Origin of the sequence: Streptomyces aureoversilis, assembly GCF_042657885.1 — a bacterium.
Lineage (GTDB): Bacteria > Actinomycetota > Actinomycetes > Streptomycetales > Streptomycetaceae > Streptomyces > Streptomyces aureoversilis.
This window is the reverse complement of the sequence record NZ_JBHSKJ010000001.1, coordinates 40,667-66,721: the sequence shown is the minus strand read 5'-3', so window position 1 is coordinate 66,721 and position 26,055 is coordinate 40,667. Positions and strand designations below refer to the sequence as shown.

Sequence of the window (26,055 nt, the reverse complement as noted above, 5' to 3'; positions counted from 1 at the left end):
ACCGTCGGGCCGCCAAGGCGATCACCTTGGCGGCCCGACGGTATTACGTGCACCCGCCGTGAAGAACGACCGAGCCCGGCGGATGTCACGCCCCGGCCGGGAGATGATGCGGAATCCCGTGACCGACGACCCGACCCGTAGGGGGCGTGGGCGCGGCCACCGCCGCCCGGCGCCCGGAACCAGCAGCGGTACATCTGTACCATAATGGTCCTCCCATCACCCCGTGAGCGACCGGGAGGCCCCGCAGCCATGGCCGAGCAGAACGCCCCCAGGCGGCGGCGCGACCCCCAGCGGCGGATCGCCGAGATCGCGGCAGCCACCGAGCGGGTCATCGCCGGGCGCGGCATCGAGGGGCTGACCCACCGGGCCGTCGCCGAGGAGGCCGGCGTCCCCCTCGGGGCGACGACGTACCACTTCGCGACCAAGGACGATCTCATCACCGCCGCTCTGGAGCGCTCCGTCGAACGCTTCGGCGCCTATCTCGAGGACTGGGTGGCCAGGCGCCCCGAGCTCACCCCCGAGCAGCTCACCGTGCTGCTCACCGACGCGCTCATGGGCTGCTTCGGCCCGGCCCGCGACACCCAGGTGATGGAGTTCGAGCTGTACATGGCCGCGCTGCGGCGCCCGGCCCTGCGCGCGGTCGCCGACCGGTACATGCAGCTGAGCACCGACGCCCTGCTCCCCTACACCGACCCGGTGACCGCCCACGCCGCGACCGTGGCCATGAACGGCATCACCCTGCGCGGCCTGGCCGGCACCCGGCCCCCCACCCGCACCGAGGTCGAGGCCGTCCTGCGCCGCATCCTCACCCCCAACCCCGCTCTGCCCTCCCCCGGGCATGGCCTGAAACCGCCGCTCCGCACGGGACGCGTCCCGTAGCATCCGAGAACTCGCACGACACACGAACAGCTGTCGCAACGACTGGTACGGCCAGGCGGATCCGCGGCAGTCCGGGGGGGAAGGAACCTTCATGACGTCGTCCCGCTTCGCGCAGCGCCTCGCCGGCGCCGCGGCCGCCGCACTCGTGATGGGCGCGGGCGCGCTCGCCACCGCTCCGTCCGCTGCCGCCAAGGCCAACCTCCTGGAGATCGGCAAGGTGGCGCTCCACGAGCCCGGCCTGCAGGCGGACGTCACGTACTCCTGCGACCCGGGCATGAACCACCAGCTCGTCGCCAACGCGGTCAAGCTGGGCACGACCGGTCACGACGAGTCCGTCGCCGCGGGGACGATCAAGGTCGGCAAGCTCACGTGCGACTACGACAGCCACGCCGCCCGCGTGACGCTGCGCCCCGCCACGGGCTCGCACTTCGCCAAGGGCGACCGGGTGAAGGTCACGGTCTTCTACTTCGACGACGAGGGCTTCAGCTACGCCCACCAGGAGTCCGTCACGAGGCTGTGAGCCCGGGGGTTGCCGGGGCGCGGCCGACACAAAACTGACATACGAGTATTGGCCACGCTCCGGACCCCGAGTCACTAGCCTGTGGCCGGTGGCAGCAAGCGAGACAGATCATGACGACCGTCCACCGCACAGCCCTGCCCGCCGGCGGCCGGACCTCGACGCGGACCTGGACCGGCTCGGGGAACAGCTGGCCGAGTTCGCCCGCGCCCAGGAGCGGATGCGGGGCTTATTGGAGGCCATACTCACCATCAGTGGTGAGCTGGAGCTCCCGGTCGTGCTCCGCCGCATCGTGACGACGGCGATGGAGCTCGTCGGAGCGCGCTACGGCGCCCTCGGCGTGCTGGACGAGGAGGGCACCAAGCTCGCCGAGTTCATCCCCGTGGGCCTGCACGGCGAGGAGGAGGAGCGGCTCACCGGCGTGGCCCTCCCCCACGGCGAAGGGCTCCTCGGGCTGCTCATCACCGACCCCCGCCCCCTGCGCGTGGACGTCATCGCCGACCACCCCCAGGCCGCCCAGTTCCCGCCGGGCCACCCCCCGATGCGGTCGCTGCTCGGCGTCGCCATCACCGTGCGCGGCAAGGTCTACGGCAACCTCTACCTCGCCGACCGGCAGGGCGGCGGCACCTTCGACGCCGACGACGAGTCCGTGGTGGTCGCGCTGGCGGGCGCCGCCGGCGTCGCCATCGAGAACGCCCGGCTCTACGGCCGCGTCCGGGCAGGCGCGGAGCAGTTCCAGCGGCTGCTGCTGCCGAGCCTGCCGGACCTCTCCCCGTTCGACGCCTGGGCGACGTACCAGCCGGCCGCGGACCCAGCCCTGCTCGGCGGCGACTGGTACGACGCGCTGGTGCTGCCCGACGACACCCGCGTGATGATCGTCGGGGACGTGCTCGGCCACGACGTCCGGGCCGCCGCCACCATGGCCCAGATCCGCAACATGCTGCGTGCTCTGGCCTTCGATTCGGACGCGCTGCCCAGCGAACTGCTCAGCCGCCTGGACCGTACGCTCGAGGCGGTCGCCGAGCCCACGATGGCGACGGTCTGCCTGGTGCGCATCGCGCCCCGCGACGGCGGGTGGTCCCTGGTCTGGAGCAGCGCGGGACACCCGCCGCCCCTGATCGTGACCGCGGACGGCGGCACGCACTTCCTCGACGCCGAGCCGGACGTGCCGATCGGGGTGGACGCCGGCTTCGCCCGCCACGACCACCGGTACGTCCTGCCCGCCGGGGCCACCGTGCTGATGTTCACCGACGGCCTGGTGGAGCACCCGGGCCACGGGCTGGACGCCGGCCTGCGCACGATCGCCGACGTCGCGGCGACCCGTGCGGGAGCGCCCCTCGGCGTCCTCGGCCGGGCCGTGGCCGAGGCCCGCCCCAGCGACGGCCACGACGACCTGGCCCTGCTCGTCCTGCGGGCGCCGGAGCGGAGTTGAAGCACAGGCCCGGGGGGGGTGAAGCCGCGGGTCAGGAGGACGGGGTTCGCGACCGGTTCGCCATGTCCTCCCAGAACTTCCGCAGTTCGCCCGCAGTCATGCCCTGCCACGGCGCCCGCTTGCGCCGCACATAGGACAAGGGGTTGAGGTAGCTCCTCCAGCGGTAGCGGCGCAGGAGCGCCTGCTGCTGCCTGCAGAAGATCTCCCGCACCTCGGCCCGCGGCTGCGCGCCCATGGCGGGGTAGGGACACAGTTCGAAGGGGCAGTCGCGCAGGCAGGTGCTGCCCGGCGGCGCGTCCCCCGCCGTGCCCACGGTCCGCCGCGGACGGAACGGGCGCCGGTCGTCGGTGAAGCACGGGGGCAGCACGGTGCGGTCCGCGCGTACCAGGCGCTCCTCCAGCTCGGCCGGCTGCTGGCCGTCCCGTTCGGTGAGGTTGCGCAGCAGGAAGACGTCGGCGAGGAGTTGCTGGGCGCGGGGGTGCAGGGTGCTCCACCCGGCCGACGGCGGAATCCAGAGGTTGTGCTTGCGGTAGGCGCCGGGAGCCGCGGCGGAGGAGCCGACCTTGCTCGCGGCCCCGATCTCGTCGATCCACAGGAACCGCTCCGGGTGTCCGCTCTCCAGGGCGAGCACCGCGAGGTTGCCGGCTTCGGCGACGAAGGGGTGCAGCCGGTCCCCCCTGCGGGTGCGGTCGCCCGGGTGCAGGGCGCGCGGGTCCTGGTTGCTGCCGGCCAGGGCCAGCCAGCGCTTCACGGCCTGGGTGGGATCGGCCTTCCTCGCCGGACCGGCCGTGCCGGACCCCTCCTGGGCGCTTCCCGGGCGGTCCGGGAGTTCCCACAGGCACAGGGCGTGGACGAGGGTCATCTGCGCGTACCAGTAACGGGCGTGGGCCAGCATGCTCTCCGCCTGGGTGACGAGGAACGTCCGGGCCTCCTCGTTCGTCTGCGGATGCCGCTCCCGCCGGTTGGCCGCGCTCTTGAACCCCTGGGCGAGGGCGATCTCCAGGGAGAGCGTCAGGTCCGCCCCGTGCGAGCGGGTGTGCCGGGGCTCCAGGTGCGCGAGCCAGAGGCCGAGCCGCTCCTTCGCCTGCTCCCGGTGCTTCGCGGTCACGGAGCCGACCACCATGGGCACGAGCCAGGCCCTCATGACGAACCGCCGCCAGATCCGGAGCCGCTGCTCGCCGGCTCCCTTGACCCGCTTCTCGTACTCCGCGTACTGCTCGTCGCCGGGCTTCAGCTTGAGGAGGGCCTCACGGTTGCGGTGTTCCACCTGCAGTTGCTCGCGGAACGCCGTCTCGTACTGCACCCAGGGGTCGTCCGTGCCGGGTTCACCCGCCCTGGGCAGGGGGAACATGGTGCGCAGGGTCTCGAAGGCCTGGTCTCCCCCGGCGCCCATCTCCTGCGCGACGGCGAGCTGGAGCGGGTAGGAGGGTTCGACGGTGGCGATCTCGAAGAACCACTTGTAGGCCGGGGACCGGCCGTGAGCGGGGTCGTGCTCGTCGGCCTCCGCCGCGCCGACCGCCCGCAGGACCTCCCCGAACCGGTGCACGAGCCGTTGCTTCGCCTCGTCGAGCGTCCTGCGGTCGTCCTCCGTGAAGGCTCCCCACCGCTTGCAGAGCGTCTCGGCGATGCGCGCGTGTTCGGCGGCTCCTGCGATCCGGTCGATCTGGAGGGCGGTGGTGTACATGTCGAGGGCCTTGGCGTCCTTGCGGGACTTCGCCGCTTCGAGGAGGTGGCGGACCACCGTGTGCTGATCGGAGGCGTCGGCCGACCTGGAGTTCAGGGTCAGCCCGATGAGGAGCTCCCGGCCGGGGCCGGGCTCCTTGAGCGCCGCGGGCAGGAGGCCGTGCTTCCTGGCGCCGAGGTAACGGGAGCCGAGGTACGCCTGGAGGATGCTGTGCTGGAAGCGGACCCTCTCCCCGCGCGTCTCGACCAGACCGAGCCGCTCCCCCTGGGTGGCGCACAGCGCCAGGAGCGCGCGTTGCCGGGGTTCGTCGACGTCTTTGCAGCACCCCTCGCCGAGCCGCTGCAGGAGCAGGTCCTGGATGTCCTGTTCCTTCCTCAGGTCGGCGAGCCGGACCTCCAGCTGATCGTGCAGCAGCCCGATCCCGGCCAGCGCGGAGATGACCTCGATGATCATCCTGCGCTGCTCGGGGTCCAGCGCCACTTCGCCGTGGATCCGGCCGGCGGTCAGCGCGCTCCGCCACGCGTCGAGCAGGCGCGTCTGCAGGGTCGCCCGGTCACCCTTGCGGGTGTCCAGCTCCGCCCAGCGCTTGGCGCCGGTCAGATGCTCCAGGAGGTGGTGTTCGCGCAGCTCGCGCGCGATCTGCAGGTACAGCGGGGACTCCGCCACGGCCGCCGTTTCGACGATCCAGTCCATCCGGTGGCTGTCCAGGTCCGGGTGGCCCTCCTGCAGGTATTCCAGCGCCGCCTCCTCGCTCAGCGGTTCCAGCTCGACGGTCGCGGCCCGGGTGTGCTCCAGCGGCGCGTGGGGACGGGAGGCGATGACCAGCGGGAGCTTCTGCTCCTCCGCCCGCTCGATCGCCCGGCGGATGAGGACGTCCCGCTCCTTCTGGTCCTCGCCGCCGGAGAACGTCTCCTCCAGGCCGTCGGCGAGGATGACGGCCTTGTCGTCCATGCAGAGCTGGCGCCACACCCGGTCGCTGTGCCGCGCGGAGAGCACGTCGCGCTCCACCACCTCGCTGAAGCGCCTCATCGCCACCTCGCGGAAGTCGAGGCGCGTCCCGGTCAGGTCGGCGTCCCGCAGCCTGATCGGGACGGGGACGGCGCCCTTCTCGGCGAGTATCCGGGTGAGCTGGACGAGGACCGACGTCTTCCCGGCGCCCACACCCCCCACGAGGAGGTACGGCCGCCGGGTGCGCCGGTCGCGCAGCCCCCGGGCGATGATCAGGCACATCTCCTTCCGCCCGACCACGTCCGCGACGACCGGACCGGCCGTCGGCACGATGCTGCGCGGGTCCTTCCTGGCCGCCCGGGTCATGGGCCGGCGCACCGAGGCGTAGGTCAGGACGAGGAAGCAGAAGGTGGCGAGGCCGAGGCTGAGGAACGGGGCCAGGAATCCGTAGACCACCGCGCAGCCGTTGCCCCGGTCCCGGCACCACTTCTCCACCGGGGAGGAGTCACCGGCGACGAGGGCGAAGACACCGAAGCCGACCCAGGCCAGGAGGAGGGGTACGGCCACGTAGGAGAGCCGCTGCAGGAGCGACCGCCTCATCCACCACCGCTGGGCCGGCGCCACCTTGCGGCGGGCGGCCAGCCGGACCCGCAGGGCACGCTCGAAACGGCCCACGGTGTCGGCGGCGTGGGACAGGGAGCGCCGGGGCCGGACCAGGAGCGGAGCCTTCCGGGGTACGACCTTGTCCTTGGGGTGCCTGATCTTGTAGCCCATGGCGAGTGAGCGCATTCCGTGGTTCCGTCCATCATGGGCGCCGCACCGTCACCGCGGCGTGACCGCGGCGTCTGTGCCCGTCGACACCGCGGGCGGCCGGGCGGAGGCCGGCCACGAGGCCGAGCAGTTCCGGCGTCGGGCGCAGGCCGAGTTCGCTCCGGAGGAGCGCCCGGTACTGCCGGAATTCGCGGAGCGCCTCGGACTGGTTGCCCTCGGCGAGATGGGCGGCGATCAGGGCCGCGCGGGCGCTCTCCCGCAGGGGGTCGGCGCGGACGGCCGCACCGGCGGCCGACACCGCGTGGGCGAAGTGCCGCGTCCCGACGAACCGGTGCGCGAGCGCTTCGAGCGCGTGCAGCCGCAGCTGCCGCCACTCCTCCGCTTCGCGCAGCGCCCACTCGTCGCACCATCCGGGCAGCAGGTCCTGGGAAAGGCCCTCGATCTCCCGGGTACCGACGTGCGGCGTGCCGGGGTCGCGGCTGCCGGGGGGCGGGGATTCCGGGCCGTCCAGGACGGCCCGGGCGAGGGAGCGGAGCCCGTGGAGGTCGACCGCGACGCCTTCGGCGAGTGCCAGCTCCGCGGGGCCGACGTCGAGGACCCGGCGGCACCCCGCGCCGCGGAGGCGGTTGAGGGCCGAGCGCAGGGCCGCGTGGGCACGCGCCTCGGACACGTCGGGCCACAGGTTCTCCGCGACGGTGCTCCGTGCGACCCCGCCGGGGCGGAGGGCCACATAGGCCAGCAGGCGCTCGGATCCCGCGGGGATGCGGACGAGGACGTCGCCTGCGGCCAGGCGGAATCCGCCGAGCAGGGCGATGCGGAGGGTCGCGCCTTCGTCTCTTGAGGGCACCCTTCCATCGTGGGCGGGCGCCCGCCGCGTGTCGAATCGCGAGAATGTCACGGAAAGCGCCCCGGGAATTGCGTTCCGTAATGCCGGGGGTGCAGAAAAAGCCCCCGCCGACGAATCGGCGGGGGCTTCGCTGTGCGCCGCCAGGGACTCGAACCCCGGACCCGCTGATTAAGAGTCAGCTGCTCTAACCAACTGAGCTAGCGGCGCGCGACATGAATATTACATGACTTTCGCGGGCGTGCCGACCAGGCCGGCCGGGCCGACCAGCGGGAGCCCGGCATCCGCAGGAGCTCCCTCGCGTGGACAGCGACGGCGGGAGGGGAAACCATGGAAGCGAGGGTCCGCCTGTCATACGGGCTGTCGTACAGACAAGGGAGGTAGTCCCATGTCATCCACCCTCCATCCGCATTCGGAAGGCTCCCGGGCCGCTGCCGGCGGGCTGACCTTGTTCGCGGCCGTGATGATGCTGATCGCGGGCTTCGTCGATATCTTCCGGGGAATCATGGCCATCGTCCATGACAACGTCTTCGTCAGTACGCCGGACTACGTCTTCAAATTCAGCCTGGCGGGCTGGGGATGGATCCACCTGTTCCTCGGAATCGCGGCGCTGATGGTGGGCGTCGGCCTGTTCCGGGTGTCCCTGTGGGCCAGGATCCTCGGCGTGGCCGTCGCGTCGCTGCTGCTGATCGCCAATTTCCTGTCCATCCCGTACTACCCGCTGTGGTCGATCGTGGCCATCGCGCTGTGCGCCCTCGTCATCTGGGGGCTGTGCGTCGTCCAGCACGAGGACGTCCAGGGCAGCTGAGCGACGTTCCGGCCGCGCGGCCGGGCCGCCCGGGAGCAAGCGCCTCCACCGCAGGCCCGATGCCCAACTGAGTACGACAGCGGATGTGCTCGGGCGATGGTCCTGACCAAGGTGGACCTCATGACGGATGCTCATGAGGGCCCTGCGGATGCCGACGCGGAGAACCGGGCCCCGTACGTGACGGCCATGCTGGTGCTCACGCTGCTGTTCCTGACGCCCGGCATCGGGCTGTGGGTTCTGGAGCTGCGGTCCGCCGGGCACCACGGGACGGGCACCGGATGCGCCCGGCTGGGCGCCGCGATCGTCGGCGCGCCCGCGGCGGGGGCGCTCCTCGGCGGCATGCTGGCCGCCGTCCGCCGCAGACACGGCGGACCGGCGGCGGCGACGGGCGCCTTCCTCGGCGCGATCGGCCTGTGCGCCTACGGCGTCCGCATCTTCTCCGAGACGTTCCAGCTGCTGCCGTGACCCCGGGGACCGCCCTGCCCCCGGGGAGGGCCCGGGCCGGACGGGCCGGCCGGAGACGCGCCGGTCAGGAATGCTGGAAGACGAGGCGGGTCCGGGCCCGCCGGTCGATGACGTCCCGGCGGATCCAGGTCCGCAGGACCACGTACGGGTCGCCGTCGCGCACCAGCGGGTCGGGGTCGCGCAGCGCGAGGAAGAGCAGGTCCACCAGCTCGTCCAGGGGGACACCGGCCGGGACGGCGCAATCGGACCCCCATATCCGCTGCCAGTCGACCGCTTCGCCTGCATGCGTGTCGATCGGCGCCCTGCGTCGTTCATTCGGTGAAGACATTTCGTGCATTTCCTGTGCATTCCTCTGCAATCGACTGGAAGGATCAGTGATGCGCTTCATCCGCCCCGCACTCGTCGCCCTCGCCGGATGCGCTCTCGCCATGGCCCTGCCCACGGGATCGGCGGTCGCCGCCAAGGGCTGGTTCTCCTGGGCCGGGCCCAAAGGCGCCCCGTTCTACGTCCAGAACCCGCCGGACGGCCGCTGCCTGACGATGAGCGACGAGGCCCGCGGTGCGCACAACGGCACGGGGGTCCCGGTGGCCCTCTACACCGACAAGACCTGCAAGCGACAGACGCTCCGCCTGTCCCCCGGCAAGGACGCCCCCCGCAACCTCCGCTTCGCCAGCGTGAAGTTCGGCTCCCGCTGACCGCCCTCCCCGCTCCCGGGCACCGCCACGGGTGCGCACGCCCTCTCCCCGGCCGGACCTTAAGATCACCGCGGCCGCGGTGACAAGGCGATCGATGCCGGCCCCCACGGCGCTTCAGCTATGTTGAGCGCCGTGGGACGAGAACGAGGCACACCGGTGCCATCAGGGCAGCAGGCGCGCGCTCAGGCGTCCGCGATCACACCCGGGAAGCCGGGCGGATCGGGGAAGCGGCCCCGCGTCCCGGAGCCGCTTCCCGCGGACAAGGTCCGGGCCCTGTTCGGCGGCCACCGGCTGTCTCCCGGGCAGCGGCGCATCGCGCAGTACATCACCGACCACCTCACCGAGGCCGCGTTCCTGTCGATCACGGACCTCGCGGACCGCGTGGGCGTGAGCCAGCCGTCGGTGACCCGCTTCGCGGTCTCCGTGGGCTTCAGCGGGTATCCCGCGCTCCGGGAGGCGCTGCAGCCGATCGCCCTGAGCGCGGTCGCCGGCTCCCCCGGCGCGCGGGAGGAGGACCGCCGCAACGAACTCCAGGCGGCGGTCGACGCCGAGATCGCGAACCTGGAGAACCTGCGCCGCGCGTTCACGGACACCGACCAGGTGCTCGAGATCGGCCGGGAGCTGGCCAGGTCGGTCCCGCTGACGATCCTCGGCCTGCGGATCTCCGTCTCGCTGGCGGAGTACTTCGCGTACGCGGCGAAGCGGATCCACCCGGACGTGCGCCTGGTCTCGCGCGGGGGCAGCGTCGCCTACGACGCCCTGCTCCAGTCACGCGAGGCGGGCGGCACCTGGGTGCTGGCGTTCGCCATGCCGCGGCACTCCAAGGAGATGCTGGCGGCGATGCGGGCCGCCCGCAGCACGGGCCTGCGCGTCGCGCTGATCACGGACGCCCGCATGGGGCCCCTGGTGGACGAGGCCGACGTGGCGCTCACCGCCGGCACGGGCTCGCGCCTGGTCTTCGATTCGTACGCGGCGCCGGGGGTGCTGTCCGCGGCGATCCTCCAGGCCATGGCCGACGCCGATCCCGAGCGCACGCAGATGCGGCTGGAGAAGTACGAGCAGGCCGCGGAGCAGCACGACTTCTTCCTCGACGGCTGACGACCGGTGGCCGGCGACCGGCGACCGGCGGGTCGTCCGATACCGGGACTTTCACGGTCGGACCGGCCTCGACGCCGAATGAAAATTTTCATACCCTTGCTTACTGGGCAGTAAATATATTTACTGCATGTGGCACCCGGGCCTGCAGCGCTCACGACGGTGAGCGCCCGGGGCGCCAAGGTGGGCGAACACCAGGGACGAGACCCTCCTCATCGGCCCTGCGCGTTCCGTTTGGGTCGTCCGTTCCCCTCGGACACCCCCGGCGGCCCCGGTCTACCCCTGGACCGGGGCTGTCGGCAACACCACCCGCACCCGCCTCACGGGGCGTCGAAAAGCCTGCTGCCGTCGCTCATCAGCCCCGCCCGCTTCACGCTCCGGAGCACCGGGAGGACCTCCAGCCGGTGCACGGCCGTCAGCGCGCCGATGCCTTCGGTCATGTACCGGTACAGGTCGCGCTGATCGCGGCAGAGCACCGACGCGGCGAGATTGGCCGCACCGGTCACCGCCGCGGCGAACGGCACCTGGGGGTGGCGGGCGAGCGCCCGGCCGACCGCCGCCAGCTCGCTCGGCGCGACCGTGGCGGAGATCCCGGCCTCGAGCGCGTAGCCGAGGTGGACGGAGTGGACCTCGACGTCGAAGGAGAGCGCGCCGCTCCCCCGCAGGTACTCGACGCGCCGCCGGACCGTGGACTCCGACCGGCCGGCCGCCGCGGCGAGCTCCGGGTAGCCCGCCCTGCCGTCCCGGGCGAGCACGGCCAGCATCGCGTGGTCGGCGTCGTCGAGCCGGACGAGGTCCTCGCCCGCGCCCTCCCCGCCGGCCGGTGCGGGCTCCAGCGCCGCGATCTGCTCCCCGGTCAGGCAGTCCCGCCCGAAGCACCGGTTCGCGCCGCCGGTGTACTCGTGCAGCATGGTCTGCGCCGTGACGCCGGTGACCTGCCGGGTGCGCGGCAGCTTGCGGAGCAGGAGCGCCTCGTGGTCCTCGCGCGTGCGCGAGGAGACGAGGCAGCCCACCTCGGTGCCGCCCGAGAAGATCTTGACCCATCCCGTGTCCGGACGGCGCGCCAGCGCCTCGGCGATGTCGACGGCCGCCCCGGGGACGCACTGGATGCGCAGCCTCGATTCGTACAGGCCGACGCGCTCGCCCTCGGGCAGGCCGAGCACCCGCAGCAGGCCGGCGCCGCGCAGCCTGCGGTAGCGGCGGATCACCGTCTGGTCCGTGACGCCGAGGACGGCGGCGATGCGGCTGAAGGCTGCCCGGCCGTCGATCATCAGCGCCTGCACCAGCTGCCGGTCGAGAAGGTCGAACGTCTGCACGTCATCGGTCATGCTTTCCATCATTCCACGACCGTTCCATATCAGATTCCGTCACCGACCCGGCCCTGAGTTCTGAGAAACAGCCAGCGGGTGCGACCTTCGGTCCTCGTCGGACAACACCCTCCGGAGGTATGGAACATGCGTAAGTGGCTGCCGCTCGTGGCGGTGTGCCTGGGGACGTTCATGCTGCTCGTGGACGTGACCATCGTCGTCGTGGCGCTCCCCGACATGGCCGGGAGCCTGCGCACCTCGTTCGCGGACCTGCAGTGGGTGATGGACGTCTACGCGCTCGCGCTGGCGGCACTGCTGCTGGGCGTCGGGTCCCTCGCCGACCGCGCCGGCCACCGGCAGGTGTACGTGGCGGGCCTCGCGCTGTTCGCCCTCGCCTCGCTGGCCTGCGGCCTGGCGACCGGCCCGCAGGCCCTGATCGTCTTCCGCGGCGTGCAGGGCATCGGCGGTGCCGCGATGCTCGCGACGACGACGGCACTGATCAGCAGCATCTACCACGGCCGGGACCGGGGCGTGGCGTTCGGCGCCTGGGGCGCGGTCAGCGGAGCCGCCTCGGCGGCCGGGCCGGTCATGGGCGGTCTGCTCACCGAGCACCTGGACTGGCGCTGGATCTTCTTCGTGAACCTGCCCATCAGCGTGCTGGCCATCGCCATGACGCTGCGGTTCGTCGCCGCGGCGCCGCCCCGCCGGGGCCGCGGGGTGGACGTGCCCGGGCTGATCGCCTTCACCGTGGCTGCGGGCGGCGCGACGTACGCGCTGATCAAGGGCAGCGACTACGGCTGGACGTCGGCCGCGACCCTGGGCGTCTTCGGGCTCGCCGCGGCCGCCCTGGTCGCGTTCCTGCTGATCGAGACGCGCCGCGAGCAGCCGCTGCTGGACCTGAAGCTGTTCCGCCGGGCGTCCTTCTCCGGCCTCATGGCGGCCGCGGTCCTGCTGTCCGTCGCCGCGTTCTCGTACCTCGCCTACACCTCGCTGTGGCTGCAGTCCGTCCGCGGCATGGGGCCGGTCGCCGCGGGCCTGACCTGTCTGCCGATGAGTGCGGCCGCGTTCGTCGTCGCGTCGCTGGCCGGGCGCTTCCTGCACGACGTCTCGCCGCGCTGGACCATCGGCGGCGGGCTGCTGCTGATCGGTGCGGGCGCCTTCCTCCAGGCGACCGTGGACGCGGGCTCGACGTGGACCGCCCTCGTGCCGGGTCTCGCGGTGACCGGCGTCGGCGTCGGGATCGCCACGCCCATGCTGGCGTCCGCGGCGATGGCGTCGGTGGCGCCGGAGCGCGCCGGGATGGCCAGCGGCGCCGTCAACACCGCGCGCCAGCTGGGGAACGCCCTGGGCATCGCCGTCCTCGGCGTGGTCTTCCACGCCGGTCTGGCGGGCGCGCTCCGCGACCACGGGGCCGGGGCCGTCGCCGACCCGTCCGCGACCGCCGACGCGCTGGCGGGGGGCCAGGCCGGAGCGGTCGTCGCCCAGGCCGGCCCCGCGCAGCGGGATCTGATCGGGCAGCTGGTGCACGAGGCCTTCGCGGCCGGCCTGCGGCAGACGTTCCTGGTCTCCGGGGTCCTGGGGATCCTGGGCGGGCTGGTGGCGCTCGCCCTCGTCCGCCGGTCCGCGGGCCCGGCCCCGGCCCGGCCGCAGCAGGCGCAGGCACAGGCGGCGCCTCCCGTCCCGGCGGCCCGCGGCTGATTCGGGCTCCTGCGGGGCCTGCGACGGCCCGCTACGGTCGGGCATCCGGCGCACGCAACCGGCGTACGGAGCACGTGACTTCGTGCGCCGGTGCGGCGCCGCGCAACGGTCCGATCGACGAAGGGACGACCATGGTCAGGCCCGGCACGGCGGCAACGCTCGAAGCGCGCTACCAGAACTCGTTCGGCCGCGCGGCCGGCTATCTGCCGCGCAACCGCAGGGCCGTGGACACGTGGCTGACACGGTTCGTCGCCAGGGCGCAGCAGCGGACGGCGGGCCACGTACCCGTCGTCCAGGAGCTGGCGGAGCTCCTCGAACAGGACAAGCCCCTCCGGGACCTCGTGAACCTGATGATCGAGCAGGCCCAACAGCTCGACCCGGAGCACAAGCACAAGCACGTCGAGAACATCGGCGAGATGCTGAACTGTCTCGACGAGATCACGGTGACCGCGCCCGAGTACCGCCTGGACCCGAACGAGCGCGTCTTCTTCCCCCTGTCCGCCCTGTTCTGCTACATGATGGCGACGGACGCGGGCTGGGAAGCCTTCCGCAACGTGCCGTTCAGCGACGCACTCCGGAACGTCCTGACCGTATGGTGCGAATTCCTGGACAGCCCGGAGAGCCGCTACGTCCTCAACGAGGGCCCCGACGGCTGGCTCTGCCAGGCCGCCTCCGAGCAGAACAAGCTGTACGAGTTCGTCATCCCCGACCCCGGCGCGCTCTACGGCGGCTTCGCCTCCTTCAACGCGTTCTTCAACCGGCACATCAAGCCGGAGTTCCGCCCCAACGGGGCCAAGGAGGACCCGGAGGCCGTCGTCTCGCCCAACGACGGAACGGTCGTGCGGTACGTGTCGGACGTTCAGCTGGACGCCGACATCTTCGACGTCAAGGGCCAGCCGTACTCCCTCCGTCAGATGCTCAACGGCTATGCGGACACCGAGCGGTTCACCGGGGGCGACGTCTTCCAGTCCTTCCTCTCCGGGGCGGACTACCACCGCTGGCACGCCCCGGTCGACGGGATCGTCAAGCACGTCGAGCGCGTCCCCGGCCTGATGTTCAGCGAGCTGAAGATGGAGAAGGTCGACGACACCGCGGGCACGCTCTCCCAGGGCTACCAGGCGAACGTCAACACCCGCGGCCTGGTCGTCATCGAGAGCACCGTGCCCGGCATCGGCCAGGTCTGCGTCATCCCGGTCGGCATCACCGAGATCTCCTCCGTGAAGTTCGGCGTCGGCGTGGGCGACAAGGTCACGCGGGGCGACGAGCTCGGATACTTCAGCTACGGCGGGTCGAGCATGTGCCTGGTCTTCGAGCCGGGCAAGGTCGACTTCACGGTGCCGAACAACACGATCGAGCACGCCGACGACGGCGCGCCGGTCTTCGTCAACGGGCGGATCGCCACCGCGAAGTGAGTCCCCTTTGCGGGGGTGCAGGAGGACGTGACCTTCTGCACCCCCGCAAGGCGTTTCCGGGCCCGTACGCGACGGGATCGGATCGGCTGACTAGCATGCGCATGCCACACCTCCGGGAGTTCCCCGCTCCTTCCCACCGACGAAAGCCCCGCATGCGCATCAAGCAGACCCTCGCCGCGGCCGCAGCGGCCCTCATCGCCCTCTCCGCGGTCACCGCGTGCGACGACAAGCCGGAACCCGGCCGGGGCGGCGCCACGACCCCCGCAAGGCCTGGTGCCCCCGCCCCGCAGGCGGCACCGCCGTCGGCCGGGTCGACGGCCGACGCGCAGAAGTACCTCCGTCAGCACGTCTCCTGCGAGAACCTGGCGACGGGCGGCCCGGACGACGTACGCCTGCAGTCGAGCGGCGTCAAGAGCGTGGGCAGGTCCGTGGCCGAGCTCGGAGTGTGCAGCGACCTGCGCGAGAACGGTGCGATCGGCATCTTCCTGACGCCGGACATGAAGAAGTTCCAGGAGGCCTACCACCAGCAGGTCATGGACAAGATCGCCGCCGGCCAGCCGACGTACGGCCTGTACAGCCGCGTCCTCGTCGGCAAGGACTTCGTGGCCGAGCCGACCTCGGCCACGACGGCCCGGGCGCTCGCGAAGTCCGGCATGCGCGTCCTGACGTGCAACCCGACGTTCGGCGTGCCGGAGGGCCACAAGAAGGAGAAGGCCCTCGTCGACCACTGCGTGCTGAGCGACTTCGTGCACACGGCGGACGGCCCGGATGCCGCGCGCCCGGAGCCCGGGGCCTCGCAGGGCGGGCAGCAGAAGCCGCCGGCGAACCCCGCCCTGCCGAGCGCCGGAAGCCTCTCCGAGCTCAGGAAGCTGATCGCGTCCAGCGTCGACTGCAAGCGCTTCTCCACGGATCCGGAGACCGTCGCCATCCGGTCCATCGACTACGAGCCCTTCATCGACGGCGACGCGGCCGGGTGGGGAGTCGGCGAGCGCGGCCTGTGCGGGCAGCCCGGGGGCGCACAGCGCGCCCACGGGCTGGTCTGGCTCGACAAGGTCGACGACATGGCCGCCCTGCAGTCACGCGCCAAGGCCGTCCAGCTCAAGGAGATCCAGGACGGCGGCCGGCCGAAGGCGACGAAGAGCATGCTGCTCCTCGGCGGGAACGTCGCCATCGAGACCAACGACCCCTCCTCCCGGTTCGGGCTGTACCAGCAGCAGTTCTTCCGCCTCGAGTGCCGGCCGGGCTTCACCACCCCGCAGGGCTACCGCTCCGAGAAGGCGGCGGTGGACGGCTGCGTCCTGACCAACTACGAGCCCGGCGGGATCACGCCTTGAGGTAGGAGGCCACCTGGGACAGCAGACCCTCGTCGGTCAGGAACCCCAGGTGCGTCACGCACGGGAGCAGGATGTTGACCGCGCCGTCCAGCACGGTGCTCGTGAACGGGTTGATCACCCCGTCGCACGGCGAGTACCAGGTGCGGTAGTCCACGGCTCCAGGCGTCTCGTCGCCGGAGGCCAGTCTGCCGAGGAAGGCCGAGCCGGGCGTCATCTCCCCGCAGGAGGCGGAGACCACGGTGCACAGCCCGGCGGTGTACGTGCCGTGGTTGCTCCCCGCCAGCGACGCCATGTGCTCGATGTCCGCGGTGCCGCCCAGCTCCTTGGCGTACCAGAGGGAGACGAGGCCGCCCATGGAGTGGTTCACGATGTCGACCTTCTGCGCCCCGGTGTCCTTCTTCACCTTCGCGACGAAGCCGGCCAGCCCGCGGGCGCTCGCCTCGTTCGAGGAGAGGAAGTCGTAGGTGTACGAGAAGAGTTCGCTGTCCTTGTAGCCCGCACTGCGGAAGGCGGTGCGGGCCGAGCCCCAGATCGCGGCGTCGCTGAGGTAGCCGTGGACGAACACGACGGGAGTGCGCGCGGAGGCGGCCTCGGCGGTGCCGGTGGCGGCGGGCCCGGTCGTCAGGACGGCGGCCACGGCTGCCGTCAGGGCCAGGGCACGGCTGATCTTTCGCATACGGTCCTCCAGGGAGTGGACTGCCGAGCGGCTGCGGAGAGCATGCGTCCGCATCCGGGGGCCGCGCATCGGCGAAATCGCCTACCCGGCGGTTTTACTTGCGGGTAACTTGCTGGCAACGAAGCCCACTTCCCGCCACCCCCGGAGCGACGAGGAGCAACCGTGCGCGACTCCCAGGCCGTACGTCCTCCTCGCTCCCGCCCCCGCCCGGCTGCCGGCCGGGCCGGCAGCACACGGCGCCTGCACGTGCGGTGTTCGTCCGTCCTGCTGCGGGCCGCCGGGCGCACGGAGGAGGACGGCACGCGCGACCGGCTCCTCGTGGCGGCCGCGGACCACGCCCAGCTGGCCGGGCGCTCCCGGCGCGCCACGGTCCTGCGCACGCTGTCCGTCCGCCAGAAGGCCGCCTCCGCCGCCCGCGGGCAGCAGGAACTCGCCCGCGGCCTGCACGCCCTGCGCAGCGGCGAAGTGATCAACGCGCGCGAAGCCCTCCGCCTCGCCGCCGTGCTGTTCCGGCACTCGGACCGCGCGGACGACGAGCTCGCGGCCCTCCTCCACGCCGCGGAGGCGAGCTGGACCGCGGGCGACCGGACCGGCTACGCGGAGGCCGCCGAGCGCCTCGGCGGCCACACCGCGGCGCCCCCGGTCGTGCGCGACTACTACCGGGGCATCGCCGCGGCCCTGCACGGCGAGCACGCGCTGTCCGTCCCACGGCTCCGCGCGGCGTCCGGCGGCGTGCCCGCGGCGGACGGCCGTACGCACACGCTCGTCCACGCCTGCCGCGCCGCCCTCATGCTGGGCGAGGTGTCGCACGCCCGGGACCTGGCCACCCGTGCCCTGGCCCGCGCCGCGGCGCCGCAGCGGGCGGCGCCGGAACTCCTCGGCCTCCTCGCGCTGGTGGAACTCGTCGCCGACAACTACGCCCGCGCCGCGTCCCACGCCGGACGGGGCCTGGAGGCCGCGCTCGCCGCCGGCCGGCCCAACGCCGCGGCGCAGCTGCGCAGCACGCTCGCCATGACCGCGGCGGTCCGCGGGGACGCCGCCGCCTGCCGCGACCACGCACGGTGGGCGCTCGGCACGGCGCAGGCGCACGGCCTGATGGTCCCCGCGCTGCTCGCGACGTGGAGCCTGGGCCGGCTGGACCTCGCGCACCAGCAGCCGCGGGAGGCCGTCGAGCGGCTGCGCCCCGTCGTCCTGGGCGAGTCGGGGGTGCACCACTTCGCCTGGCGCCTGCGGGTCATCCCCTCCTTCGTGGAGGCCGTCGCCCTGGCCGTCGCCGAACTCCCGGCCCCGGCGCGCAAGCGCGCCTGCCGTCAGGCCCGGCTGATCCTGCGGACCCTGGAGGACTGGGCGGCGGTCAACGGCGACCAGCGGGCCCGGGCCACGGCCCTGCACTGCCGGGCCGTGCTGTCCGCCACCGCGGCGCCGGCCACCGCGGACCCGTGCTTCGACCGGGCGCTGGCGCTGGTGGAGCGGGTGGGCTCCGAGTTCTCCCAGGCCCGTACGAAGCTGGCGTTCGGCATGGCGCTGCGGCGCCTGCGCCGGCCGGCCGACGCCCGCGGGCACCTGCGCGGCGCCATGCTGCTGTTCGAGGCGTGCGGAGCCGACGTGTGGGCGGAGCGGGCCCGCGAGGAGATGCGGGCGGCCGGCCAGGCGGAGCCGGGCGGCGGCCCGCGCCCCCGCTACCCGGCCTGCCTCACCCCGCAGCAGCTGAGGGTGGCGCGGCACGTGGCCGAAGGCCGCACCAACCGCGAGGTGGCCGCCCTCCTCGCGCTGAGCCACCGGACCGTCGACCACCACCTGCGCAACGTCTTCGCGGCGCTCGGGGTGCGCTCCCGGGTGGAACTGGTCCACGCGCTGGCCTCGTTCGGCGGCGCCCCGCCGTCCCCCGTGCGGTACGGGGCGCCGTGACCCCCGGACCGTGCCCGCTCAGCGCGCCGGCAGGTGGCGGGCGAAGAACGAGAGCACGTGGTGGCGTACGGCCGGCACCGACCGCGCCGGGTCGGCCGGGCCGGTCAGCGAGGCCCGGGCGGCCGCCGTCATCAGCCCGGCGTCCTGCAACTGCGGCGCCAGCGCGGCGTAGTCGGTGAACACCGCGTGCGCGGCGCCGTCGAGCTGCCGGCGGTGGGCGCGCCCTCCGGAACGGGCGAGCACCGCCCGCCAGGAAGGCTCCAGCTCCTTCCTGGCGGGGAAGCCGTCCGTGCCCAGCAGGAGCAGCGGCCGGTCCGACCCGTGCCGGGCGACCGGGTACGGCTCGCCCGGCCGGCCGGGCGTCTCCGGCGCCCGGTCCAGGTAGCCCTCCATGGTGACCGCGGCGCGGACGCGCCGGTCCTCGTACATCGTCTCCGCGGCCGTGGTGCCGCCCGCCGAGTGCCCGTAGACGCCGGTCCGCCGCGGGTCCAGGGCACGGCCCAGGTGTTCGGGGAGGGGGCGACCGGCCGCGTCCGGGTTCCGTCCGGCCGCCAGGTCCTCCAGCCGGTCCAGGACGAAGCGGGTGTCCGCGATACGGGTGTCGATCATGGCGCGGAAGAGATCGGGGCGCTTCCTCGGGTCGTCGCGCAGGACCGTCGGGCGCACCTTTTCCCGTCCGGCCATGGCGCACGGGAACTCCACCTCGCCGGCGTCGCCGGGGTGGTCGACGGTCACCACCACGTAGCCGTGGCTCGCCAGTTCCTCGGCGAGCGTGGTGCCCATGGTGCGCGGATCGCCGCCGCCGGGGCTGTACAGCAGCACCGGCCGCCGGCGCGAGGCCTGCGCGGGGGCGCCCGTGTGCGAGTGGGTCGTGGTGGCCGACCAGTCGGCACCGGCGTGCGGCAGCTCCGGGTGAACTCTGTGCCCGTACAGCCCGAAGGACGCGGCGGCGTCCGCGCTCATCTGCCGGGCGACCGGGAAGCCGCGGACGGTGCGGGCCGGGTAGAAGACGGTGGCCATCACCTCCCGGACGGGGATCCCCCGCTCCCACGGGTCGGGCCGCGAGCGGTCGACGAGGTAGAGCGTGGTGACCCCGGTGCGGTACGGGCCCGTCGGCGCCGGAAGGCGCAGGGTGACGCCGGCCGCGGCGGCCCGCGCCTGCGCGACGGCCCCGCCGGCGCCGCCGATCCCGCCGGGGCCGCCCGGCAGCAGCACCGCGGCGGCGGCCAGGACGGCCGACCTGGTGACGGCCCGCCGGCTCACCCCGGCTTGTTCACGGACTCTGTGATGACGCATGGCTCTCTCCTGGTGCCCACTGTGACGCCGGCCCTTGTGGCGCCCGGCGGCCCCCTGCGTGAATGGCGGGGGCACGCCTGCATGCTGGCGCCCGGCGGGGATCGCGGTCGATCGTTCAGGCCCTGCCCGAAACGATGGCGCCGCGGCGCCCGGGAGAGTAGTGATCCGGATCCACTTCACGGCCGCCGACTTCGCGCGGGTCCGGTTCGCGCCCCGCCCGGCTCCGCTGCAGGAGCTCAACGCGGTGTTCATGATGGCGTTCCGCCGGGACGACCACCTGCTCTTCGGCCGCTGGAGACGGCGGCTGCTGCGTTCCCTGCCGGCTTCCGTCGGGCCGCTGGGGGACCTCGTCCCCGCGGGAGCGGCGCCGGGCTTCCTCGACGTGTTCGGCGACACGCTCGAGGACGCGCTCGACAGTGTGCTCGCCGCGGACCCGGAGCTGGTCCGCTCCGAGATCGAGCGCGTGTACGCCGGGCACGCCTCCCCCGTGCCGCCCTGGATCCGCGGGCTGCACCGGGGTGACGCCGGCGCCCGGCGGCTGATCCGCCGCGCCCAGCACACGGCCTTCGAGACGGTCCTGCGCCCCGTGTGGCCCCTGGTCCAGGACCTGCACCGGGCCGAGTTCACCCGGCACGCCCTGACCGTGGCCGAGCACGGGACCGGCGCCGCGCTCACCGGCCTCGTCCCCGGCACCCGGCTGCGCGGGGACGTCTGGGAGATCAAGGCCCCCGGCGAGCAGGAGGTGCGGCTGCACGGGCGCGGCCTCCTGCTCCTGCCCACGTTCCACTGGAACGGCCGCCCTGTTCTCGCCGACCTGCCGGGCGGCCCCCTGGGCCTGACCTATCCGGCCGGTCCCGGCCTGCCGCTCGCACCGGACGGCACAGGGGCGACGGGCGGTACGGGAAGTGCGGGCGACGCCCTGGCCGGGGTGCTCGGGCGGACCCGGACCGACATCCTGCTCGCGCTCACGGAGGAGCACACCACGAGCGGCCTCGCCCGGCGCGTGGGCGTCAGCAACGCCACCGCCTCCGCCCACGCCGCCGCGCTGCGCGACGCGGGTCTGATCGCGACGGTCCGGGCCGGACGGGCGGTGCTGCACCGGCGAACGGCGCTCGGGAGCCTGCTGGCGGGCCGGTTCGCCGGCTGAGCCGGGCTCAGGGCCGGGTTCGGCCTACGGCTGAGGGCAATGCGCGTCCTGTGCCTGAGGGCGACGTACCTCCTGCGCCTGGGGGGGAACGCGCGTCCTAGGGCTGGGGGGAACGCGCGTCGTAGCGCGCGAAGTTGCGCCACTGGGCCGCGATGAACGCGATCGCCGCCAGGCAGGCGAGGCCGCCGCCGACGACGGCCCAGGAGGGTGAGGCGAGGTCCGCGGCGGAGCCCGCGAGGAAGTCGCCGAGGCGGGGCCCGCCCGCGACCACGACGATGAAGACGCCCTGGAGGCGGCCGCGCATGTCGTCCGGGGTGGCCGCCTGGAGCATGGTGGTGCGGAAGACCGCCGATATGCTGTCGGCGCATCCGGCCAGGGCGAGGAAGAGCAGGCCGAGCCAGAGGTTGCGGGTCAGGCCGAAGACGGTGACGGCCGTCCCCCAGCCGGCGACGGAGAGCAGCACGGCGAGACCGTGCCGGTGTATCCGGCCGAGCCAGCCCGAGAACAGCCCGCCCAGCACCGCTCCCACGGCGGGCGCGGCGACGAGCAGGCCGACCGTCTTGGTGTCCCCGCCGTACCAGAGTCCCGCTATGGCCGGGAAGAGCGCGCGGGGCTGGGCCAGCACCATGGCGGCCAGGTCGGCGAGGAACGTGATGCGCAGGTTGGGACGGGTGACGAGGAAGCGCAGGCCGCCCCGTACGGAGGCCCGCCCCTGCGGCCGCCGGTCCGCGAACACCCCGGCCGCCCCGGCCGCACCGGCCGGCCCCGTGACCCCCGCCGGTTCGGGACGCATCGAGGGCAGGCGCCACATCGCGTACAGGGAGGCGGAGAACGCGGCCACGTCGATCAGGTAGGCGGCCTGGAAGCCCCAGAGTCCGACGACGGCGCCGCCGAGCATGGGGCCGCCCATGAGGCCGAGGTTGGTCGTCAGGGAGGACAGGGCGTTGGCGGCGGGCAGCTGTTCCCGGGGCAGGAGCTTGGGGATCATCGAGCTGCGGGCCGGGGTGCTCATCGCGAAGCAGACCGACTGCAGGGCGACGACCGCGTACAGGAGCCACACCTGCCGCAGCCCGAGCAGCGCGGCGCCCGCCAGGACGACGGACAGCAGCGCCGCGCCGGACGCGCTGACCAGGCCGAGGGCACGCCGGTCGACGGTGTCGGCGACGGCTCCGCCGTACAGCCCCGCGACGATCAGCGGGACCAGGGAGAACAGGCCGACCAGGCCCACCGAGAACGTGGAGCCGGTGATCGCGTAGACCTGCAGGGAGACGGCGAGCGCCGTCATCTGCTGGCCCAGCCAGGACACGGTGTTCCCGCACCACAGCCGGCGGAAGTCCGCGGAGCGGCGCAGGGGCGTGACGTCGGCGAAGAAGCGCACGGGGAAGTCTCCAAGGGGTACGGGGGTGTCGGGGCGGCCCGCGGCACCGCCGGCGGGCGGCGGACGTCACGGCCGGAACGCAGGCATCACGGCCCGGAGTCTGGCGGCGGGTGCTTGAGGAGACGTCCAGCCCGGGCGGCGCCCCGCGCCGGTGTCAGGCCTGGCCGGAGGGCTTGGCGCGGACGTGCATGCGCTCGCCCTGGGGCCCGAACAGGCTGAGGACCTCCACCGGCGCCTCCCCGGTGCTGCCGAACCAGTGCGGCACCCGGGTGTCGAACTCGGCGGCCTCGCCCACCTGGAGGACGATGTCGTGCTCGGCGAGGACCAGCCGCAGCCTGCCGCCGAGCACGTACAGCCACTCGTAGCCCTCGTGCGTGCGGAGGTCGGGGCGGCTGCGCGAGGTGCCCATGACCATCTTGAACGCCTGCAGCCCGCCCGGCTGCTGGGTCAGCGGCACCACCGTGGAGTCCCCGCGCCGGACCGGCTTCATCCGCACGCGCGGATCGCCGACCGGCGGCGCGCCCACCAGCTCGTCGAGGGGGACCTGGTGGGCGTGGGCGATGGGCAGCAGCAGCTCCAGGCTCGGCTTGCGCTGCCCGGACTCCAGCCGGGACAGCGTGCTGACCGAGATGCCGGTCGCTTCCGACAGCGCGGCGAGAGTGCACTGGCGCTGCCGGCGGATGCTCTTGAGACGGGGGCCGACGGCGGCGAGCACTTCTTCCATGCCTCTATTGCAGAAACAGCAACAAGGTTTGTCAAGGATCGCCATCCGGCCGCACAGTCTGCGCCAGAGGGACGAGCCGGCGGCGGAGCCGGCCGACGAGCCGAGGGAGCACATCCGGTGAACGACTTCGACTGGGCCGCACTGGCCGACATGCTGGAGCTCGAGGGCGAGGCGCACAGCCCCTACGTGCAGCAGGCCGTCGAGGAGCTGCGGCACCTGACCGGCGGCGCGCCGCGGCGCGTCCTCGACATCGGCAGCGGTCCGGGGGTCGCGGCCTGCCGCCTGGCGCAGGCGTTCCCGCAGGCCGAGGTCGTCGCCGTGGACGGGTCGCCGGAGCTGCTGGCGCGCGCCGGGGAGCGGGCCGGCCGGCTCGGGGTCCGGCTGCGGACCCGGGTGGCCGGGTTCCCTGAGGGGATCGACGGCCTGGGGACGGCGGATCTGGTGTGGACGGCGCAGGTGGTGCACCACGTCGGCGACCAGCAGGACGCCCTCGGCCGGCTCGCCGGGCTGCTCGCCCCCGGGGGCGTGCTGGCCGTCGTCGAGGGCGAGATGCGGGCGCGCTCGCTGCCGCGCGACCTCGGCTTCGGGCGGCCGGGCCTGCAGGCCCGGCTGGACGTGGCGATGGCGGAACGGTTCAGCCGGATGCGGGACGAACTGCCCGGATCCGTCGCCGTGGTCGAGGACTGGCCCGGCATGCTGCGGGCCGCGGGGCTCGCGCAGGTGCGCAGCAAGACCTTCCTCGTCGACCGCCCGGCACCGCTCGACGAGGGGACGCGGCAGTCGGTGCGGCAGTCCCTGGAGCGGCAGCGCAGGATGTGCACCGAGCTCCTGGACGACGGGGACGCGGCGACGCTGGACCGGCTGCTCGACCCGGCCGACCCGGCGGGGATCGACCGGCGTGCGGACCTGTTCCTGCTGACCGCGAAGACGGTGCACTTCGGCCTGCGCCCGGAGAGCGGCAGCTGACGGAGCATTGCCGATCGCCCGACGTTCAACTTAGGGTTACCTAAGTTGAACGTCGGGCGGCCGTCGGCCCCGCGCCACCGGCCCCGGCATGCGCACGATCGCCGACGGGTGCCGGCAGGCGCCGTGAACGGGAGGGCCGCAATGACCACGACGGGAAGCGACGACGGACAGGCACCGGCCGGCCGGCACGAGCGCAACACCGTGGCCCAGCTGGTCTTCGGCCACATGGCCACGCAGACACTGGGCGCCGCCGTACGGCTGGGCGTCTTCGCCCGCATCGGCGGCGGCGAGTGCACGCCCGACGGGCTCGCCGCCGAGCTCGGCACCCAGCCGCAGGCCACGCACCGGCTGCTGCGGGCACTGGCCGGCCTGCAGCTGCTCACCGAGACGGCGCCCGGCACCTTCGCCACCACAGCGGCCGGCGACCTGCTGCGCCCGGACGTCCCCGGCGCGATGACCGCCGTGGCCCGGATGTTCACCGACCCCTCGCTGCAGCGCGGCTGGGACCTGCTGGACGAAGGCATCCGGACGGGGGAGACGACCTTCGACACCGCCTTCGGCACGGACTTCTTCAGCTACCTGCGGGAGCGCCCCGAGCTGTCGGCCGAGTTCAACACGGCCATGAGCCAGGCCACGCAGCTCGCCGCCGCGGCCGTCCCGGGGCACTACGACTTCGGCCGCTTCACCGCCGTGGTGGACGTGGGCGGCGGCGACGGAACCCTGCTCTCCGCGATCCTCCGCGCGCACCCCCGGCCGCGCGGCATCCTCTACGACACCCCCGAAGGCCTCGCCCAGGCACCCGAGCGGCTCGCGCGCGACGGCCTCGCCGACCGGGTCTCCCTGGAAACCGGCGACTTCTTCGCCTCGGCGCCTCCCGGCGGTGACCTCTACCTGCTCAAGAGCGTCGTCCACGACTGGAACGACGAGCAGTGCGCGACCATTCTGCGCCACATCCGGAAGGTCGTCCCGGACGACGGCGCCCTCCTGATCGTCGAGCCGGTCCTGCCGCCCGTCGTGCCCGCCGGGAACACCGACCTGACCTACCTCAGCGACCTCAACATGCTGGTCACGGTGGGCGGCAGGGAACGCACCGCCGAGGACTTCGCCGCCCTGTGCGCCCGGGGAGGCTTCCGCCTGGACTCCATCACCCCCTTGCCGCGCCCGAACGCCTTCCACCTCATCGAGGCGGTGCCGGCCTGACCGTGCGCCCGCTCTCCGCCTCCGCGAGGAAGCCCAGGACGAGCGGGCCCGCCACGGCTCGGAACTCCTCGAAATAGGCGTGCCGCGCCCCGGGGATCAGGTGCAGCCGGGCACCCGGGATGCGGTCCGCGAGGAGGTGCGCGTTGGCCGTGGGGTTGAGGAGGTCGTCGCTGCCGTGCACCACCAGGGTGGGCGCGGAGACGCCGGGCAGCGCGTCCCACGCGTCGTGCCGGTTGCTGGCCGCCAGGTGCCGGCGCCGGGCGTGGGCCGGCATGGCGGGGTCGCCGAGCGTGGGCGAAGGGCCGGGGTGGGCCGCGAGCCAGGCCGGGGTGTACATCAGTTCGCGCAGGGCCTGCACGGCCGCGGGCCCCGGCCCGGCCAGCGACCGGCGCACGTCGTTGCTGCGCTCGACGGCGTGCGGGCCGCCCGGTGACGTACAGCCGAGCACCAGCGCGCGGACCCGCTCCGGGTGACGGACGGCCAGCAGCTGGGCGACCCGCCCGCCCATGGACGTGCCGTACACGTGGGCCCGGTCGGCGCCGAGGTCGTCCAGCACCGCGATCACGTCCTGCGCGAACCCCTCGATGCTGTACGGCTCGTCGGGCTTGTCGCTCTCCCCCGTGCCCCGGTAGTCGAGGGTGACGGTGCGGTGGGCAGCGTGGAAGTCGTCCCGGACGCCGTCCCACCAGTGATGGCTGCAGGCCTGTCCCGCCAGCAGCACCAGCGGGGAGCCCTCTCCCCCGGTCTGATAAGCGATGCGGACCCCGTCCGCGCTCCCGGCGTACGGCACAGCGCACATCCCTTCGCTCACGCCCCGGCCCGGCACATCGAAGCCGGCGGCCTCCTCCGCGACATCCTCCTCGTGACACCC

At 73.5% G+C, this 26,055-nt stretch carries 23 protein-coding genes and 1 tRNA gene; 14 read left to right on the top strand and 10 right to left on the bottom strand.

Features of this window, described 5'->3' with window-relative positions; translation table 11 throughout:
• Window positions 1-249 precede the first annotated feature (249 nt).
• From ACFPP6_RS00285 to ACFPP6_RS00275, 3 genes are all read left to right on the top strand, one after another.
• A complete protein-coding gene (locus ACFPP6_RS00285) occupies window positions 250-879 on the top strand; it encodes a TetR/AcrR family transcriptional regulator (protein WP_382035484.1) in 630 nt (209 codons plus the stop codon).
• Between the two features lie 91 nt (window positions 880-970).
• Window positions 971-1,399, top strand: coding sequence for a hypothetical protein (locus ACFPP6_RS00280; protein ID WP_382035481.1), 429 nt, complete (start codon window positions 971-973; stop codon window positions 1,397-1,399).
• 88 nt (window positions 1,400-1,487) lie between these two features.
• A complete protein-coding gene (locus ACFPP6_RS00275) occupies window positions 1,488-2,828 on the top strand; it encodes a PP2C family protein-serine/threonine phosphatase (protein ID WP_382035478.1) in 1,341 nt (446 codons plus the stop codon).
• A 31-nt stretch (window positions 2,829-2,859) separates the two neighbouring features.
• On the opposite strand, the gene ACFPP6_RS00270 is transcribed toward ACFPP6_RS00275, so the two are convergent.
• From ACFPP6_RS00270 to ACFPP6_RS00260, 3 genes are all read right to left on the bottom strand, one after another.
• Window positions 2,860-6,249, bottom strand: coding sequence for an NACHT domain-containing protein (locus ACFPP6_RS00270; protein WP_382035475.1), 3,390 nt, complete (start codon window positions 6,247-6,249; stop codon window positions 2,860-2,862).
• Window positions 6,250-6,265: 16 nt separating this feature from the next.
• Window positions 6,266-7,078, bottom strand: a complete 813-nt coding sequence (locus ACFPP6_RS00265) for an AfsR/SARP family transcriptional regulator (RefSeq protein WP_382035472.1) — start codon at window positions 7,076-7,078, stop codon at window positions 6,266-6,268.
• A gap of 133 nt (window positions 7,079-7,211) precedes the next feature.
• A tRNA-Lys gene (locus ACFPP6_RS00260) sits at window positions 7,212-7,285 on the bottom strand.
• 178 nt (window positions 7,286-7,463) lie between these two features.
• Between ACFPP6_RS00260 and ACFPP6_RS00255 the strand changes: the two genes are divergently transcribed.
• Together ACFPP6_RS00255 and ACFPP6_RS00250 are read left to right on the top strand one after the other, a co-directional pair.
• Entirely contained in the window at window positions 7,464-7,883 is a 420-nt protein-coding gene (locus ACFPP6_RS00255; protein WP_382035469.1) for a DUF7144 family membrane protein, read from the top strand.
• Window positions 7,884-8,003: 120 nt separating this feature from the next.
• Window positions 8,004-8,348, top strand: coding sequence for a hypothetical protein (locus ACFPP6_RS00250; protein WP_382035466.1), 345 nt, complete (start codon window positions 8,004-8,006; stop codon window positions 8,346-8,348).
• Window positions 8,349-8,412: 64 nt separating this feature from the next.
• Here ACFPP6_RS00250 and ACFPP6_RS00245 read toward each other — a convergent pair whose 3' ends face one another.
• Window positions 8,413-8,676 (bottom strand): hypothetical protein, encoded by a 264-nt coding sequence (locus tag ACFPP6_RS00245; RefSeq protein ID WP_382035463.1) that lies wholly within the window; start codon window positions 8,674-8,676, stop codon window positions 8,413-8,415.
• Between the two features lie 49 nt (window positions 8,677-8,725).
• On the opposite strand from ACFPP6_RS00245, the gene ACFPP6_RS00240 reads away from it, so the two are divergent.
• Both ACFPP6_RS00240 and ACFPP6_RS00235 read left to right on the top strand, forming a co-directional pair.
• Window positions 8,726-9,043 carry a hypothetical protein gene (locus ACFPP6_RS00240; protein WP_382035461.1) on the top strand — a complete coding sequence of 106 codons (318 nt, stop codon included), beginning with the start codon at window positions 8,726-8,728 and terminating at the stop codon, window positions 9,041-9,043.
• Between the two features lie 156 nt (window positions 9,044-9,199).
• Complete coding sequence (locus ACFPP6_RS00235) at window positions 9,200-10,141, top strand: MurR/RpiR family transcriptional regulator (protein WP_382036752.1); 942 nt, start codon at window positions 9,200-9,202, stop codon at window positions 10,139-10,141.
• 317 nt (window positions 10,142-10,458) lie between these two features.
• Here ACFPP6_RS00235 and ACFPP6_RS00230 read toward each other — a convergent pair whose 3' ends face one another.
• Window positions 10,459-11,466 carry an Lrp/AsnC family transcriptional regulator gene (locus ACFPP6_RS00230; RefSeq protein ID WP_382035458.1) on the bottom strand — a complete coding sequence of 336 codons (1,008 nt, stop codon included), beginning with the start codon at window positions 11,464-11,466 and terminating at the stop codon, window positions 10,459-10,461.
• A gap of 126 nt (window positions 11,467-11,592) precedes the next feature.
• On the opposite strand from ACFPP6_RS00230, the gene ACFPP6_RS00225 reads away from it, so the two are divergent.
• The 3 genes from ACFPP6_RS00225 (at window position 11,593) to ACFPP6_RS00215 (ending at window position 15,889) form a co-directional block, all read left to right on the top strand.
• A complete protein-coding gene (locus ACFPP6_RS00225) occupies window positions 11,593-13,143 on the top strand; it encodes an MFS transporter (protein WP_382035456.1) in 1,551 nt (516 codons plus the stop codon).
• Window positions 13,144-13,217: 74 nt separating this feature from the next.
• Window positions 13,218-14,555 (top strand): phosphatidylserine decarboxylase family protein, encoded by a 1,338-nt coding sequence (locus tag ACFPP6_RS00220; RefSeq protein WP_382035453.1) that lies wholly within the window; start codon window positions 13,218-13,220, stop codon window positions 14,553-14,555.
• 152 nt (window positions 14,556-14,707) lie between these two features.
• On the top strand, window positions 14,708-15,889 hold the full coding sequence (locus tag ACFPP6_RS00215) for a hypothetical protein (protein ID WP_382035450.1): 1,182 nt from the start codon (window positions 14,708-14,710) through the stop codon (window positions 15,887-15,889).
• Here ACFPP6_RS00215 and ACFPP6_RS00210 read toward each other — a convergent pair.
• Window positions 15,879-16,565 (bottom strand): esterase/lipase family protein, encoded by a 687-nt coding sequence (locus ACFPP6_RS00210; RefSeq protein ID WP_382035447.1) that lies wholly within the window; start codon window positions 16,563-16,565, stop codon window positions 15,879-15,881. The two genes, ACFPP6_RS00215 and ACFPP6_RS00210, sit on opposite strands and share 11 nt — an antisense overlap.
• Before the next feature lie 162 nt (window positions 16,566-16,727).
• On the opposite strand from ACFPP6_RS00210, the gene ACFPP6_RS00205 reads away from it, so the two are divergent.
• Complete coding sequence (locus ACFPP6_RS00205) at window positions 16,728-18,473, top strand: LuxR C-terminal-related transcriptional regulator (RefSeq protein WP_382035444.1); 1,746 nt, start codon at window positions 16,728-16,730, stop codon at window positions 18,471-18,473.
• A gap of 18 nt (window positions 18,474-18,491) precedes the next feature.
• Here the strand turns inward: ACFPP6_RS00205 and ACFPP6_RS00200 are convergent, their stop codons facing one another.
• Window positions 18,492-19,769, bottom strand: a complete 1,278-nt coding sequence (locus ACFPP6_RS00200; protein WP_382035441.1) for an alpha/beta hydrolase family protein — start codon at window positions 19,767-19,769, stop codon at window positions 18,492-18,494.
• A 160-nt stretch (window positions 19,770-19,929) separates the two neighbouring features.
• Here ACFPP6_RS00200 and ACFPP6_RS00195 point away from each other — a divergent pair, with 160 nt between their 5' ends.
• Complete coding sequence (locus ACFPP6_RS00195; RefSeq protein ID WP_382035439.1) at window positions 19,930-20,916, top strand: winged helix-turn-helix domain-containing protein; 987 nt, start codon at window positions 19,930-19,932, stop codon at window positions 20,914-20,916.
• Between the two features lie 97 nt (window positions 20,917-21,013).
• Here the strand turns inward: ACFPP6_RS00195 and ACFPP6_RS00190 are convergent, their stop codons facing one another.
• Both ACFPP6_RS00190 and ACFPP6_RS00185 read right to left on the bottom strand, forming a co-directional pair.
• Window positions 21,014-22,294: an MFS transporter gene (locus tag ACFPP6_RS00190; RefSeq protein WP_382035436.1), complete on the bottom strand. Its 1,281-nt coding sequence runs from the start codon at window positions 22,292-22,294 to the stop codon at window positions 21,014-21,016.
• 154 nt (window positions 22,295-22,448) lie between these two features.
• Window positions 22,449-23,018, bottom strand: a complete 570-nt coding sequence (locus ACFPP6_RS00185; RefSeq protein WP_382035433.1) for a helix-turn-helix domain-containing protein — start codon at window positions 23,016-23,018, stop codon at window positions 22,449-22,451.
• A 117-nt stretch (window positions 23,019-23,135) separates the two neighbouring features.
• On the opposite strand from ACFPP6_RS00185, the gene ACFPP6_RS00180 reads away from it, so the two are divergent.
• Together ACFPP6_RS00180 and ACFPP6_RS00175 are read left to right on the top strand one after the other, a co-directional pair.
• On the top strand, window positions 23,136-23,984 hold the full coding sequence (locus ACFPP6_RS00180) for a class I SAM-dependent methyltransferase (RefSeq protein WP_382035431.1): 849 nt from the start codon (window positions 23,136-23,138) through the stop codon (window positions 23,982-23,984).
• Between the two features lie 141 nt (window positions 23,985-24,125).
• Window positions 24,126-25,184 (top strand): methyltransferase, encoded by a 1,059-nt coding sequence (locus ACFPP6_RS00175; protein ID WP_382035429.1) that lies wholly within the window; start codon window positions 24,126-24,128, stop codon window positions 25,182-25,184.
• Here ACFPP6_RS00175 and ACFPP6_RS00170 read toward each other — a convergent pair.
• Window positions 25,162-25,974 carry an alpha/beta fold hydrolase gene (locus ACFPP6_RS00170; RefSeq protein ID WP_382035426.1) on the bottom strand — a complete coding sequence of 271 codons (813 nt, stop codon included), beginning with the start codon at window positions 25,972-25,974 and terminating at the stop codon, window positions 25,162-25,164. The two genes, ACFPP6_RS00175 and ACFPP6_RS00170, sit on opposite strands and share 23 nt — an antisense overlap.
• Window positions 25,975-26,055: the final 81 nt, after the last annotated feature.